The 14,429-nt window shown below is 59.4% G+C and carries 15 protein-coding genes; 6 read left to right on the forward strand and 9 right to left on the reverse strand.

The window, feature by feature from the left end:
* Nucleotides 1-239 precede the first annotated feature (239 nt).
* Nucleotides 240-461 (forward strand): hypothetical protein, encoded by a 222-nt coding sequence (locus tag B5P46_RS11240; protein ID WP_129418706.1) that lies wholly within the window; start codon nucleotides 240-242, stop codon nucleotides 459-461.
* Between the two features lie 5 nt (nucleotides 462-466).
* Here B5P46_RS11240 and B5P46_RS11245 read toward each other — a convergent pair whose 3' ends face one another.
* Nucleotides 467-700, reverse strand: a complete 234-nt coding sequence (locus B5P46_RS11245) for a DUF982 domain-containing protein (protein ID WP_129418707.1) — start codon at nucleotides 698-700, stop codon at nucleotides 467-469.
* Between the two features lie 197 nt (nucleotides 701-897).
* Here B5P46_RS11245 and B5P46_RS11250 point away from each other — a divergent pair, with 197 nt between their 5' ends.
* Complete coding sequence (locus B5P46_RS11250; RefSeq protein WP_029872887.1) at nucleotides 898-1,110, forward strand: hypothetical protein; 213 nt, start codon at nucleotides 898-900, stop codon at nucleotides 1,108-1,110.
* Nucleotides 1,111-1,113: 3 nt separating this feature from the next.
* Here the strand turns inward: B5P46_RS11250 and B5P46_RS34375 are convergent, their stop codons facing one another.
* The 4 genes from B5P46_RS34375 to B5P46_RS11265 form a co-directional block, all read right to left on the reverse strand.
* On the reverse strand, nucleotides 1,114-1,263 hold the full coding sequence (locus tag B5P46_RS34375) for a hypothetical protein (protein WP_164986471.1): 150 nt from the start codon (nucleotides 1,261-1,263) through the stop codon (nucleotides 1,114-1,116).
* Nucleotides 1,264-1,338: 75 nt separating this feature from the next.
* Entirely contained in the window at nucleotides 1,339-1,632 is a 294-nt protein-coding gene (locus B5P46_RS11255) for a helix-turn-helix domain-containing protein (RefSeq protein ID WP_129418708.1), read from the reverse strand.
* Between the two features lie 73 nt (nucleotides 1,633-1,705).
* Entirely contained in the window at nucleotides 1,706-2,887 is a 1,182-nt protein-coding gene (locus B5P46_RS11260; RefSeq protein WP_129418709.1) for an ROK family transcriptional regulator, read from the reverse strand.
* A gap of 552 nt (nucleotides 2,888-3,439) precedes the next feature.
* A complete protein-coding gene (locus B5P46_RS11265) occupies nucleotides 3,440-4,054 on the reverse strand; it encodes a GNAT family N-acetyltransferase (RefSeq protein ID WP_129418887.1) in 615 nt (204 codons plus the stop codon).
* Nucleotides 4,055-4,231: 177 nt separating this feature from the next.
* Here B5P46_RS11265 and B5P46_RS11270 point away from each other — a divergent pair, with 177 nt between their 5' ends.
* The 3 genes from B5P46_RS11270 (at nucleotide 4,232) to B5P46_RS11280 (ending at nucleotide 7,421) form a co-directional block, all read left to right on the forward strand.
* The gene (locus B5P46_RS11270) at nucleotides 4,232-5,569 is read left to right on the forward strand and encodes an extracellular solute-binding protein (protein ID WP_129418710.1); all 1,338 of its coding nucleotides are present in this window, start codon (nucleotides 4,232-4,234) and stop codon (nucleotides 5,567-5,569) included.
* A 125-nt stretch (nucleotides 5,570-5,694) separates the two neighbouring features.
* A complete protein-coding gene (locus B5P46_RS11275) occupies nucleotides 5,695-6,588 on the forward strand; it encodes a carbohydrate ABC transporter permease (protein ID WP_129418711.1) in 894 nt (297 codons plus the stop codon).
* The gene (locus B5P46_RS11280; RefSeq protein WP_129418712.1) at nucleotides 6,588-7,421 is read left to right on the forward strand and encodes a carbohydrate ABC transporter permease; all 834 of its coding nucleotides are present in this window, start codon (nucleotides 6,588-6,590) and stop codon (nucleotides 7,419-7,421) included. The genes B5P46_RS11275 and B5P46_RS11280 overlap by 1 nt, the downstream gene beginning before the upstream one ends.
* A gap of 27 nt (nucleotides 7,422-7,448) precedes the next feature.
* On the opposite strand, the gene B5P46_RS11285 is transcribed toward B5P46_RS11280, so the two are convergent.
* The 4 genes from B5P46_RS11285 to B5P46_RS11300 are packed head-to-tail and all read right to left on the reverse strand — an operon-like array spanning nucleotide 7,449 to nucleotide 12,056.
* Nucleotides 7,449-8,693: an O-antigen ligase family protein gene (locus B5P46_RS11285; RefSeq protein WP_129418713.1), complete on the reverse strand. Its 1,245-nt coding sequence runs from the start codon at nucleotides 8,691-8,693 to the stop codon at nucleotides 7,449-7,451.
* Entirely contained in the window at nucleotides 8,690-10,252 is a 1,563-nt protein-coding gene (locus tag B5P46_RS11290; protein ID WP_129418714.1) for an undecaprenyl-phosphate glucose phosphotransferase, read from the reverse strand. Before B5P46_RS11290 ends, B5P46_RS11285 begins: the two co-directional genes overlap by 4 nt.
* Before the next feature lie 55 nt (nucleotides 10,253-10,307).
* Nucleotides 10,308-11,477 (reverse strand): glycosyltransferase, encoded by a 1,170-nt coding sequence (locus B5P46_RS11295; RefSeq protein WP_129418715.1) that lies wholly within the window; start codon nucleotides 11,475-11,477, stop codon nucleotides 10,308-10,310.
* Between the two features lie 3 nt (nucleotides 11,478-11,480).
* The gene (locus B5P46_RS11300) at nucleotides 11,481-12,056 is read right to left on the reverse strand and encodes a polysaccharide biosynthesis/export family protein (RefSeq protein ID WP_017959905.1); all 576 of its coding nucleotides are present in this window, start codon (nucleotides 12,054-12,056) and stop codon (nucleotides 11,481-11,483) included.
* Nucleotides 12,057-12,246: 190 nt separating this feature from the next.
* On the opposite strand from B5P46_RS11300, the gene B5P46_RS11305 reads away from it, so the two are divergent.
* Nucleotides 12,247-14,427: a GumC family protein gene (locus B5P46_RS11305; RefSeq protein WP_129418716.1), complete on the forward strand. Its 2,181-nt coding sequence runs from the start codon at nucleotides 12,247-12,249 to the stop codon at nucleotides 14,425-14,427.
* Nucleotides 14,428-14,429: the final 2 nt, after the last annotated feature.

A 14,429-nucleotide genomic window follows, 5' to 3' on the forward strand; every position in this document is an offset into this window, starting at 1 on the left:
ACCATTTAAACTAAATAACGCGATGAAATACCCTTTGAAGGTGCATCGCAAATAAATCCTTTAGTTCTTTTTGGTACTCCCTCAGTTGGGAGATGTGGTATTTGTTGCCTTTTGTTAAGGCTATACCCAATTTGGAAGTTAACAGCCCAATTTTGGATTGAAAAAAACTGAAGCCTCTTCGCATTCCCGTGAATAGGTGTAGATTAACATTGTCCCTGTCACAGATAGCCTAGTCGAGCATGGCGGATATGAAGCACAATCTAACTTGCAGGCAGAGCCTCGCCAGCGCGTTCCAGGCTCTGTCGGACGAGGCCGTCAAAGCCGGCTGGTCGGAAGGCGATGTCGCCCTCGCGCTTGCTGAACTCGCCGAGGAACGGGTGATTGAGGTGACCGCCAAGGTGATCATGGAAGGCTCCGCCCATCCTCAGCTCATCGCTGCCGGCGGTGGACGTAACAGCTAACGATCTTACACCAGCAATCCCGCCGTTTTCGCTGCCGTGATGAAGGAAACCTGTGCTGCACGCGGGCTGCGCAGTCCATCGAGCGCATCCAGGCAGTGCTGGCGCGCAACGCGATAATCGCGCCCACGCTTGCTCGGCCACCGCTTCAGATATTCGACGGCCTCCCAGACGGTGGAAACGATCAGGCTGCTATTTGGAGAAACGACCCGGACGGGGGAGGGAAAGCGTTTTTCACTCACGTCTGCACTCACTGATTCCTGCTACCAAACGCGGCCAGAACGCGCGTGATAGAATTTTGTTCCATAATTTTGTTCCACAGAAATTTGCGCAGTTGCTAAAGTTCAGACCCTCGCGCATAATGACTTTATGGTCGGTTGCGGAGGGCGGCCGGCGATGCAAGCGTGGATGCGTTTGCCCTCGGAGGAGATGCGGCGTGATGTTACGATCATCAATTCATCCGCATGATTTACCGCTATTTTCGGAAGATCTCGATCTGCTCTCGCAAGTGCTCGACAAGGTCTGCGATGAACGCGGCCTCGCCAGGACGACACCGGAGGCCGAGCGGATCGGTGCGGTCATCATTCAGCTCTACAGGCAAGGCGTGAAGGATGGCGGCAAACTCGCCGACCTTGCAAAAACTTATCTCTGACGATCAGTTCTGCTCGATCGAGACACCGTTCTTACCGATGCTCATCTCAATGCCTCGCGGCTTGCTTTCCTCGTGGAAGATATAGGCGCCGAGGCCGATGACGGCGACGACAAGAACGCCGATGATGACGTAGAGACCATTGCTGCGGTTCAAAAGACTGCCCCCGATATGTTATAGGCCCCGATATGTTATGGGACCACGAAACGCCCGGGCGAGCGATTGGTTCCGTCAGTCGTCGTTGGCGGCGTTGAGGTTTTCCGGCCGGATGCCGTCATCGCTGGAGGTGCGTGCACGCAACCGGATGCCGGGGCCGCCTTCATCCTGATTGCCGCTCGACAGGAAGATGATGCCGTGCGCCTCGAGCGTGCTGCGCACATCGAACAGCGCGTGCGGCTCGCCCGCGAATTCGCCGTTTTCCAGCGCCATCACAGTCTCGACCGGCAGGCCGCAGGCGGCGGCAAGCTCCTCGATGCTCATTCCGATCATGGCGCGCGCGCCGCGTATCTGCGTTGCTGTTATCATGATGGAAAATCTAGCGCATTTCCAGCGCTTCTCAAGTGGCGGCGCTGCACGTTGGCCGCACGGCATGCGCTGTTCAAACTTCCCTCAATTTGACACCAAATAGATCGTCATGCATGCGCTCGACCGCGATCCCCATTCCTCCCATCAGGGCGGCGCGGTTCCCAAAGCGACTGATCTCGATGCGCGGCGGATAAGGCGTACAACGCGGCAGGAAACCGCGGATGGCGTTTACGAGTTCCGGTCTTGCGCCGATGCTGCCGCCGGTGATCACCAGTTCAGGATCGAGAGCCGCTCCGATTGCAGCAATGGCGACTGCGACCAGCCTTGCCGTCTCTTCGATTGCCGCCGCGGCGCTCGTTTCTCCTGCATTAAACGCGGCGAAGAGATCGGCCACGGTGGATGCGTTGCGGCCGCCGAAACCGACGTAGCGGCGCAACATCGCGACGCTGCCGACCGCACTCTCAAAGGTTCCAAGCGTAAATCCGCCAGGATCAAAAGCATCTCCGCCGATCGGAAGATAGGCGATTTCGCCGGCCGCCCCACGCGCGCCGCGCAACAGAGTTCCGTTGGCGATGATGCCCATGCCGACGCCCGTGCCGAGAGCAACGAAAGCAAAATTGCTGGTTTCGACACCGTGTCCCCGCCATCTCTCCCCTTGGGCGGCCAGGTTGACGTCATTTTCAACGATCACGGGTATCCCCATTCTGTCGCTGAAGACTTGCCGCAGATTTATTGCGTCGATGCCGGGGATGCTTGGCGCTACGTTGATATGTCCGGTAGCCGGATCGAGCACACCGGGACTGCCCAGAACGATGAGACGGAGTTTGTCGGCAGTCGTCCCGGCCGCAAACGCGAGTTCCACGATAAGATCACTGAATTGATTGACGAGATGCATTCCGCCGCGCGGATCGGTGGATACTTTGGTTTCGGCAACCACGTTCCCTAACAGATCGCAGATAGCGGCAGCAATCTTGGTGCTCCCGAGATCGATGGAGACGGCCAGTCCCGCCTTGGCATTGATTTCATAGGTGATCGCATTCCGGCCCGGGCGACCATCAGTCTGCCCGACTGGTTTCAGCCATCCGTCATCCTCAAGGTCGCGCACGACATCGGAAATCGTCTGCTTTGACAAGCCGGTCAGCTTGGCAATATCGGCCCGAGAGATCGACCCGTTCGCGAACACGGTTCGGATGACGGCATTGGTTGAAATTTTTCGTGCGATCGGAGTCTGTGCGACAGAAGATGTCATTGCCATCCGGCTAGCTCAGTCCAATTAGTTCGGAGCGCATACTTAATCGGGCGATATTGGGTTCCAAACTATCGCGACTAACCGGAATTCAATACATTGAAGCACGCAATTTGTCTATGTCCTTGACAAATGGGAGGCCAGCTGTAGGCTTTGGATCAACGCGCGATGAAAATGCGCGATGAAATAAAGAGGGTCGAGGAGAAGTATGCGCCATACGTATCGTCTGGTTAGCCGTGCGCCTGCCAAGATCGCCCAAAGAGGAACTGGCCTGGGCTTGCCTGGCTATTTCCTTTTTTGCGTGCCGCCTACTCCTTGAACCTGGCTGGCGAGGAGTTGCTCATGATGAAGCCCTCGACTGATGGACAGCTTTTCGCCGAGCAGCCAGTTTTACTGCCGATAGTATCACGCCTTCAGGCGGACGTTCATCCGGATGGTTACTTTGACCTCACCTTGTGGGGAGCAGGCAGCTTTGGGCGTGTGAGATTTTCTCCAATCAAAGGTGCTTATACCCGGGGGGAGACAGGGCCTTTCCGTGGCTCGGAGAAACCGGGAAATGCTTCAACCCAATCCCTCATCGATCCGCATTGCGAAGGCGACGGAGCCATCCTGCTCGAATTCGGAAAAGCCGAGATGACGGTAGAAACCCCTGGCGCCTTGGTTGTTTGGGTCGACCCCGAGATGCACGGCTCCGACCCCGTGGTTTCGAAGCGCCTGAAGCTCCGTGCCGATCATCCTGCGCCCCCAACCGCTTGCCTGAAGTCCGGGAAGGATGTTGATGTGGAGATGTGCGGGGTATTGGTCCTGAAGCCACGCCGTTCCGCTGCGCGGATTTTGAATTCGTTCCATCACGTCGGCGTCGCGCGGACGAGTGGGTGTCAGTCCCGCAATCTGTTGGCGGACGAACGGCCACCAGTTTGTCTGCAAGTCTCTGTCGAACCTGCTGGTGTCCGGCACCCCTACGACATAGCCGACCGGCCGGTCGTCCTGAACGAGAACAAAGGCAAAGTCCTTGGCGAATTTGAGGTAGGGTACCGACCACACGTAGCCGGGCAGATGCGGGTCGCTATAAAGCGCGCTGGCATCCTCACCGCCATTCGCGGTTTTCAGGCAGATGTCGAAAAGGGCGTCGATATCCGCTTCAATCGCGGGGCGGATGAAGCAGCTGGTGTCCATCACTTTGCCACCTCCTGCGTGGCGCTTTGTCATTTTAGGTCGCGAGAGGAGCTGATGCATTGACGATTACCTCAGATTCGCCAGCCAGGCAAAGCTCTGGGGGAAGAAAACGTTCGGCCGCTGCTTGGCGCAAGGCCTGAACGGGGAGTGGAGAATAAACCAGATGAGGTGGAGCAGATGAAAAGAACCGTGAAATCGATCAGCATACTGCCGGCATACCGATTGAAAGCAGCTGTCGCGCTTGCTGGCGCGGCGCTTTTGAGTTTTGGCCTTTCGGCAGCCGCGCGCGCCGACGACCTGCCTGTGTGGGATGACCAAACCTATGAAGGTCAGAGTGCGGTCATAGAGCAGCTCAACAAGGAGTTCGAAGCAGCGAATCCGGGCGTCACGATCAAGCGCACCGCCCGCACCTTTGATGACATGAAGTTGACGCTGAAGCTTGCGGTTTCGGCAGGTGATGGCCCTGTCATCACCAAAGTCAATCAGGGTGCCGGTGACATGGGGGCGATGGTCAAGGAAGGATTGCTCCTGCCGGTCGACGATTACATCAAAAAATATGGCTGGGATAAGCGTCAGTCGGATTCGGTGCTTGCTCGAGACCGCTGGGAAGATGGAAAATTTGGGGTCGGTAAAACCTACGGCATATCAGGCCTCGGCGAGATCGTTGGCCTCTACTACAATAAAAAGATCCTCGGCGATGCGGGAGTAGCGCTGCCGCAAACCTTCGAGGAGCTGTTGGCCGGCCTTGATAAGCTGAAGGAAAAGGGCGTCCCGCCGTTCATGATGGGCTCGGCAAAGCAGCATCTGGCCCTGCACATGATCGGCGCCATCGAGCAAGCGCATATCGACGCGAGCAATCGTGCCGAGCTTGACGATCTGATTTACGGCCGGGGCGGCTCCTGGAACACCAAGGGGAACATCGAATCCGCCAAACTCGTGCAGCAATGGGCACAGGGCGGTTATTTTTTCCCCGGTTTCGAAGGCATCTCGGGTGACGACGCCGTCCAGCTTTTCATTTCCGGGCAGGGCGCGTTCCTGATCTCAGGGACCTGGTATTTCGGTGACATGCAACACAATCCGGATATCGGCTTCATGGCCATTCCCGCCCCGAAAGGTATTTCCAAGCCCATGAGTGTTGGCGGCGTGGATCTTGCCTGGGCGATAACGAGCCTTGCCAAAACCAAGCCGACACAGGACATGGCCGGCGCATATATCGATTATATGGTCTCGGAAAAGGCTGCTGAAACCTGGGCCAATGCTGGCTATCTTCCGGCAACTTCGCTCGCGGCTGACGCAAAGCCAAAGCTCACCCCGCTCCTCAGCTCCGGCATCGAAATGTGGAAGACACTCAACGCAAACGACGCTCTCGGCCATTACCCCGACTGGTCGAGCCCGACGATGCTGAAGACAATAGACGACAACACGCCGCTTCTTCTGTCCGGCAATATCACGCCCGAAGCCTTTGTCGATGCTATGGACAAGGATTATCAGGCGTACCTGAAGGATAAGAAATAAAGATTGCGGGCACTGGTCACGGCCGTCCCCTGCGGTCGTGACCTCAGTCTCGTCGATCCAAATAAATGAGCACTGCGATCGGCGTGCTGCGCGACGACCACAGCTTTGGCTTTATGGAGTAATGGATGAAACGCTCCGCACTTGATGGCTCGCAACAGACCAATTTTATCTATTTATTGCCTGGATTGCTGTTTTACGCGGCTTTTGTCTTTGGACCGATCGTCGCGGCTTTGGGTTTGAGCCTGACCAGCTGGGACGGCCTGAGCATGCCCAAGTGGGTTGGTCTCGGCAATTACGTCGATCTCTTTTCTGACAGCCGTTTTTATATTGCCTTGCGTAACAATGCCGAGCTTATGATTTTCTACTGTGTCCTGCCGCTCGTGCTCGGCATAACTCTTGCTGCGTGCGTCTGGAATCTGAAGCAACGCGAACAACTCGCCCTGCGCACCTTCTTGTTCCTGCCTTATATCATGCCGACTGCCGTGTTGGGCATCATCTGGGCATGGCTCTACAATCCCGCATTTGGCCCGTTCAATCAGTTTCTGAGAGCAGTGGGGTTGGGCGCCTTCGCACTCCCGTGGCTGGGAGATTTCAATTTTGTGCTTCCCGCGGTCGGGATCGTTGCCACATGGTATTTCTTTGGTTTTTGCATGGTCATCTTCCTGACCGGAATTCAGCGCATCGACCCGTCTCTTTTCGACGCTGCCAAGGTCGATGGCGCTTCGGCGCGAAAAACCTTTTTCTGGATAACGCTGCCGCTTCTCTTGCCTGAAATAAGAGTGGTTTTGCTTCTGACGGTCATAGCGTCAATCAAAAGCTTCGACCTGATTTTTACAATGACCCGGGGCGGACCCGCCAACGCGACGCTCGTGCCGAATATCTACATGTATCAGCTCGGCTTCGAGCTCAATCGCTTCGGCGCCGCGGCGGCCATCGCCATTGTCGGTGCGGTACTCACATTCGTCATCAACTTTGCAATTCACAGATTTGTGGGATCGCAGAACAAAGGACGGGCTTGATGAACCGCTGGTCTAACATCCCCGCCGGTACGCTATTCCTTCGCATTGTTCTCTGGCTTCTTGCTTTCGTCACGATCACGCCGTTTCTGCTTCTGCTTCTGACGTCGATAAAGAGCAAGGCCGACGTTCTGCAGGGTGCGTTCGCATTGCCGGCATATCCACATTTCGAAAATTACGTCGATGCCTGGAATGCCGGACATTTCAACATTTACTTCTGGAATTCCATCATCGTTGTCATACCCGTCGTTGCTGCAAGCGTCTTTTTTGGCCTGCTGACTGGTTTTGCCTTCGCCTACCTGTCGTTTCCGTTCCGGCGCACGCTGTTCGCTATCCTGACGCTCGGCATGATGGTGCCGGCGGAGGCCTTCATCATCCCGCTTTATTATGAAATGCGGTATCTGGGGCTGATCAACACCTATGCGGCTCTGATTTTGCCGCAGATCGCGATGTCGATACCATTCTCGACGATCTTCCTCGCCAGCGCGATGCAGCAGCTGCCGGAAGAAGTTCTCGAAGCGGCGGTTCTCGATGGCGCCGGACGCTTCTATATCCTGCGCAAGATCGTCGTCCCGCTCATGGTGCCGGCAATGTCGACACTGGCGCTGTTCCTGTTCATATGGACCTGGAACGAGTTTCTGATTCCGTTCATCCTGGTCAACGACGACGATTATCGGACGTTGCCCCTCGGCATGCTGTTTTTCCAAGGGCGTTATACCGTCAACACGCCGGTTCTGACCGCCGGCGCGGTGATTGTCATTTTCCCGCTCATCGTGACTTATCTCGTTTTCCAGCGGCGGTTTATTGCTGGCTTGACGGCAGGAGCGACGAAATAGACAGCCAATGCGGTCGGCGGCAAGACCTCACGCCGCGCCCCTCAGTCTTCGCTCGCGCTTGTGGCGCACTTCCAGCGCCGCGCAGCCCCAGACCGTGCCGAGCAGCAGATAGACATGGCGCCAGTGGTCGATATCGATGACGTTGCCGATTGTCGCATGGCCGAGAACCGAGATCCAGGCGATCATCAGGAAGGGCTGCCACGGCCGGTCGAGCAGCAGGTTCCGGAAACCGAGAGCCAGCGTCCAGACAAGCATGCCGACATAGCTGACGAAGCCGAGCCAGCCATAGGAGGTGAGCGATTTCAGCCAGATATTGTGCTCGTCCTCGGGAAACATCGTGCCGAATACCAGGGGGCCGATGCCGAGCGGGCGCTCCATCATCATGGTGAAGCCGATCCGGTGACGCTCGAAACGGCCGAGATGTTCGCCGTCATATTGCTGTACCAACTGGGCGCGCGCCGAAAACAATTCGGCGACCTTCGGGATCTGCAGCGCCACCAGCAGCGACGCGATCAGCATGATGATCGCCGCCAGCGACAGGACCAGGACTCGCAAGCGAAAGGCGCCGCTGCGCTCCTTCAGCAGCATGATGAAGATCAGCAGCCCTACGCCGAGCGCGAAGAGCCCCCAGGCGGCACGGGAAAAGGAGAGGAAAATGCCGAGCGCAAGCACGAGCAGGGCGGCGGCCTTCAGTGGCGATTTCTTCAGGTCGCCGACCAGGATACCGTGGACCAGATAGAGCGATGGCGGCACCAGGAAGGGGCCAAAAACATTCGGATCCTGGAAGGCGCCTTTGGCGCGGTCGTAGAGCGTGAAGATTTCCGCGCCCGGGAAGGCGTGGAAATAACCGAGTATGCCGAGCGCGGAGGTGGCGACGGCGGCGAAGGTCCAGGCGTTGAAGATCAGCGGCAGCCGCTTGTGGCTGTCCTCGATGATTGCTGCGTAGAAGACCGCCGTCAGCGCCAGGAAGGTCGACACCGCGATATACATCGGCGCCGTTGCCAGGTCCTTCATCTGCGTCAGCGACAGCATGCCGCCGATATTGAAGGTCAGCAGCAGGGCAAGCAGCGGCGCCACGCTGCGCGAAATCCTGAGGCCCAGGATGAACCAGAGGCCGATCAGTCCCGCCATCCAGAGTTCATAAGGTGCCGGCTCGTCGATCACGAAACCGGAAAGGAAGACGCCGAAGGCGACGAAGGCCGAGCCGATCAGGCGCAGCGTCATCCGCTGCGGTTGGGCGACACGGGGATATGTCGCCTCGATCGCGGTCAATAGGCGTTTTCCGTGTTGAGCAGTCGGATCGGCGTCAGGAACAGGATCTTGAGATCGAACCAGAGCGACCAGTTCTCGATGTAGTAGAGGTCGTAGGCCGTGCGGAACTTGATCTTCTCGTCATTGTCCACTTCGCCGCGCCAGCCGTTGATCTGCGCCCAGCCGGTAACACCGGGCTTGACGCGGTGGCGGGCGAAATAACCCTCGACGACATCGGCGAAGGCGCGATCGCGCGCCTGGGCGAGAACCGCATGCGGGCGTGGGCCGACCAGCGAGAGCTCGCCCCTCAAAACGTTGAAAAGCTGCGGCAATTCGTCAATCGAGGTTTTGCGGATGAAGCGGCCGACGCGGGTGACGCGCGGATCGCCCTTGGTCACCGCGGCCTTGCCTGTGGGGTCGGCCATGTTGGTGTACATCGAGCGGAACTTGAAGACGTTGATGATTTCGTTGTTGAAGCCGTGGCGCTTCTGCATGAAGAAGACCGGGCCTTCCGACGTCACCTTGATGGCGATCGCGGTCGTGACCATGATCGGCCAGAGCAGCGCAAGTGCGACGAGCGTGAAGAAGATGTCGAAGCCGCGCTTGGCGACGGAATCCCAGTCGCGGATCGGCTTCTTGAAAATATCGAGCATCGGCACCGAGCCGACATGCGAATAGGCGCGTGGCCGGAAGCGCAGCCGGTTGGCATGCGCGGCAAGACGAATATCGACCGGCAGAACCCAGAGCTTCTTCAAAAGGTCGTAGATACGGGCTTCGGCCGATAGCGGCAGGGCGATGATCAGCATGTCGATGCGCGTCAGCCGCACGAATTCGACGAGTTCGGCCACGGTGCCGAGCTTCGGATAACCGGCGACCATGAGCGGCGAGCGTTTCTCGCCGCGGTCGTCGAAGATGCCGCAGATGCGGATGTCGTTGTCGGCCTGCTGTTCGAGGATACGGATCAGGTCCTTGGCCGGCTCGCCGCCGCCGACGATGACGGCGCGGCGTTCCATGATGCCGTTGCGCGCCCAATTGCGGATGCCGTAGGCGACGAGGAACCGCTCGGCCGCAAGGAAGAGCGCGCCTGCAGCGAACCACGGGATATAGGCATCGACCATCGCCCATGTGGTGCCGCGAATGAGCGCGAACAGGCCGACGGTTAGGAGAAGCGCGGTCGTCCACGCGGCGACGATGCGCGGCATCAGCCGCAGCTTCGCCCGAAGGGCGGGAATGGTGTAGGTGTCGGCAAGCTGCAGGCCGATGACGGTCAGGGCCGAAGCAATCGCTGCCATGCCCGTCCGCATCCAGGTGGAATCGCTGCCGTCACCGGGCCAGAAATAGTGGACGATCAGGGCGATCGCGAAGAGCGCCAGGAATTCCAGCAGCCGCAATTGCCCGATGATGATCACCGGCGAATTGGTTCCGTCGCGGAACTGTTCGGCGATCTGCCGGGCATAGGGGTTGATTTCGGTCGGGTCGGAAGGCTTCTCCTGACCCGCGCCGCCGCGCGCCTCGATGTCGGAGACCTGCTTGCGCAGGGCTTCCACGTCGAATTGATCGCCTTTTTCCAGCTTGTTCATGGGGGCTTTTCGCTCGTTGTCACCAAGCGATTACCAGAAAGCCCCTAAGAAATATTTACGAGGCGGCGGGCATTGCCCAGCCGGCGGCGGGATCGACGAGCTCATGGTACAATTTTAGGACATCCCGTGCCATGACGGCGGAGGAAAACACCGCCTTTACCGCCTCGGGCTGCGGCATCGTCCTGGCGTGCCAGCCGGGCGTAGTCAGCGTTTCCGCCATGACGCGGGCGAGATCGTCGGAATTGCCGGGCTCCACCAGTGCTGCGCTGTCCGCGCCGAGCACCTCGGGAATGCCGCCGACACGGCTTGCAATGATCGTCTTGCCGGCGCCGAGCCCCTCGAGCACGATATAGGGCATGGCTTCGGCGCGCGAGGGAACGACGAGGTTCTGCGCCATGGAGAAGGCTTCGTGGACCCGCATTGCCGGCAGCATGCCGATGCGTTTGCCAAGGCCGCGTTCGACCATCATTTCACGGTAGCGGTCGCGATCCGGACCGTCGCCGATCATCAGCGCCGACAGCGGCCTGCCGAGCAGCCGTTCGGTCTTGGCGAAGGCATCGACAAACAGATCGGGACCCTTGAGGTCCCGGAGCATTCCCACATAGATGAAATGCACGGCATCCGAGCGGGTCGGGATCGGCTCGAAATCGCGCTCGCCGATGCCGTTGTAGATTAGTCTCGTCTTCGTCCGCGGCTTGCCCACCTTGCGTGCATAGATGTCGCGCTCATACTCGCAGATGAAGACCAGCGCATCGGTGAAATATTCCTGCAGACGCTCCATCCTGAGGACGAACTGTCCGCTGAGCGAGGAGCGCGAATAATGCAGGCTTCCGCCATGCGCGGTATAGAGGCGGGCTACGCGATACCTGTTCACCCGCAACGCTGAGCCGGCAAGTCGCGCGAGCACGCCGCCCTTGGCGCCGTGCCCGTGCAGCACGTCCGGCCGCAAACTTTTGATTTTCTTGTATGTATCCCACATCGTCGCAATATCGGACGGGCTGATCGAGCGCCGGATCGGCACGCGCGTCAGGCCGAGCGAGAGATAGGGACGGATATCGTCGAACAGGCTGTCCTCGTATTCGCCGCCGGTCGAGCTGTCGCAGAGGATGCCGATTTCATGGCCGGCCTTGCTGTGCTCCTCGACGAGATCGCGGACATGGCGGAAAATTCCGCCGACCGGCGACCTGAAGCAATGAAGGATGCGGAGCGGCTGCTGTTTTGCCATCGCTCAGAAAAGCCGTTCGCGAACGTAGATCGTGTCACCTGCGATGATCGGCCCCGATATGTTGATGCGGCCGGTCAGCACCTGTCCGTTGATCTTGCGGGTGACATCGACCATGCGCTGGTTGGCGCGGCTGGTAAAGCCGCCGGCGACCGCGATGGCATTCTGCACCGTCATGCCGGGAACATAGGCATACTGGCCGGGCTGGCCGACTTCACCCATGATGAAGACCGAACGGTAGCGATCGACATCGATGGTGACGTCGGGATCGCGAAGATAGCCCTGCTGCAGTTTCTGGGCGATCTGTCCCGAGAGTTGCTGCAGGGTTCGGCCGCGGGCAGGGACCTGGCCGATGAGCGGGAAGGCGACATAGCCGGCCTGATCCACCGTATAGGTATTGGTCAGGCTCTGCTGGTCGAAGACGGTGATGCGCAGCCGATCGCCGCTGTCCAGCGTATAGGGCTGGATGGTGGCCTCGTTGAAGGCCTTCGGCGCCGGCCTGTACGTCGTGCAGCCGCTCAGTGCTGCCGTCATGGCTGCAAGGCTCAGGGCCAAAAGGATCTTGGGCTGGACGACAGACATCCGCTTGTGCTCACAAAAATGAACTCGGTGCAGTCGTTATCGATCCGTTAGGGTTAATGCCCGGTAAAGGGCGCGGTGCAATTTCCCGGTTTCCTTCATCGATCATCGCTCTTTCCCGGCGAGATCGCCATTAACCGTTGAGTTACCATGGTCGTTTACGCTTACGGCACCTTTGTTGTGGAGTAAGAGCATGTCCGGCGTAGCTCGTGATCAGGATGTGGACATCGACCTCGGCCAGTTGGTCCGTGCGGTCTGGGCGCGCCGCCTGCGGATTTTGACAATCACCCTCGTGGGGGCGGGCGTCGCCTTTGCCGGCGCCAAGATTATGTCGCCGCAATATCGCAGCGAAACGCGCATCCTCATCGAACCCCGTGCGCCGGCTTTCGCCAGCACGCAGCAGGCCAATGACGCCAGCGCCGGTCCGCTGATGGATGAACTGAATATCGCCAGCCAGGTGCAGCTTCTGCAATCGGCCGATCTTCTCAAGAAGGTCATCAACGATCTGAAGCTTTATAACCTGCCGGAATTCGACGATGCCGCCAGCGGCTCGGCCATGAGCAGTATTCTGGTGAAGCTGCACCTGAAGAAGAACCCGCTGGAAAATCCGCCGGAAGAGCGCGTCATCGATGCCTTCGTCGAACGCCTGCAGGTCTATCAGGTGCCGGGTTCACGCGTCATCGGCATCACTTTCACTTCCAAGGATCCGAAGCTCGCCGCCGCCATCCCGAACGCCATGGCGAATGTTTATCTTTCGACCCAGAGCGGCGCCAAGCTCGATTCCAATTCCGAGGCGACCCGCTGGCTGGAGCCGGAGATCGAAGGTCTGCGCCGGAAGGTCAGTGAAGCCGAGAAGAAGGTCGCCGAATACCGCACCTCGCACGGGCTGTTGCAGACGAACGGCACGACCACTTTTCCGGCCCAGCAACTGAACGATATTTCCGCTGAGCTGACCCGCGTGCGGGGCGACAAGGCCAATGCCGAGGCGAGGGCGCAGGCGGTGCGCAATGCACTGTCTTCGGGCGAAGCCTCCGACACGTTGCCTGACATCATGTCCTCCCAGGCGATCCAGCGGCTGAAGGCGACGGAATCCGGCCTGCAGTCGCAGATCTCCGATCTGCAGACCAGCCTTCTCAACAACCATCCACGGCTGAAAAGCCTGCGCGCCCAGCTCTCCGATATCCGCACCCAGATCCGCCAGGAGACGCAGAAGATCCTGGCGAGCATCGAGAACGAGTCGAAGGTCGCGGATCTGAGGGCGAGCGAGCTCGAGCGCCAGTCGGACACGGTGCAGGCAAACAGCGCCCGCGCCGGTGAGGACGAGGTCGGTCTCAATGCGCTGGAGCGCGAGGCGAACGCCCAGCGCCAGCTGCTCGAAACCTATCTGGTGCGCTACCGCGAGGCCGCTTCCCGCGCCGACAGCAATTCGAGCCCGGCCGATGCCCGGATCGTTTCGAGGGCCGTCGAGCCGGTCGATCCTTATTTCCCGAAGGTGGTGCCGATCGTCGTCGTCGCTGCCGTCGCGACGCTGATCATGAGCGCCATCGTCATCATGCTGGCCGAACTCTTCAGTGGCCGGGCACTCCGCCCGACAGATGCGGCTTCAGAGACAATCGAGGCAGAAGCAGTCGTCGAGGAGAAACATGTGCCGCAGGCCGCTCCGATCGCCGCTGCCGTCGGAAAACCCGTTCAGCCGAGCATGCTCGCCGTCGTCGCGGACGAAGAGGATACGATCGAGGACGTGAAGGTTGCCGATGAGGGGCCAGAGGACGAGCCGGAGGATGACAATGAATTCTCCGTCGCCTCAGTTGCGGATTATCTCACCGGCAGCCGCGCCCCGTTGGCAATCGCCATATCTCCGACTGGTGACAATGGCTCGGCGGCGACGGTTTCGCTGACCCGCATGCTCGCCGATGCCGGCCACCGCGTCATCCTGATCGATATGACCGGCTCCGGCTACCCCACGGAACTGATGGCCGAGGACCAGGCCGCCCTTGGCGTCACCGATCTGCTTTGCGGCGAGGCCGCCTTCGGCGACACGATCCACGGCGACCGCCTTTCCGATGCCCATCTGATCCCCCAGGGCCAGAGCGACGTGCGCCGCGCCATGCGTGGTGTCGACCGGCTGTCGTTGCTGCTCGATGCGCTCGCCGCCGCCTACGACCTCGTGGTGGTCGAATGCGGTTCGGCCGATGTCGCCGGCGTCTCGCGGCTGACGCGCAGCCGGGACGTCGAGATCATCCTCTCGCTGCCTGAGGTTGAGGAGACCATTTTCGTGGCACTGATGACGGAATTCCAGGCTGCCGGCTATGAGCGCGTCGTGCTGATGTCGGGCGGCGAAGGGGCCGAGCAGACACTCGGCCAGGCCGCTTGAAG

Source organism: Rhizobium leguminosarum, assembly GCF_004123835.1.
GTDB classification, from domain to species: domain Bacteria; phylum Pseudomonadota; class Alphaproteobacteria; order Rhizobiales; family Rhizobiaceae; genus Rhizobium; species Rhizobium leguminosarum_M.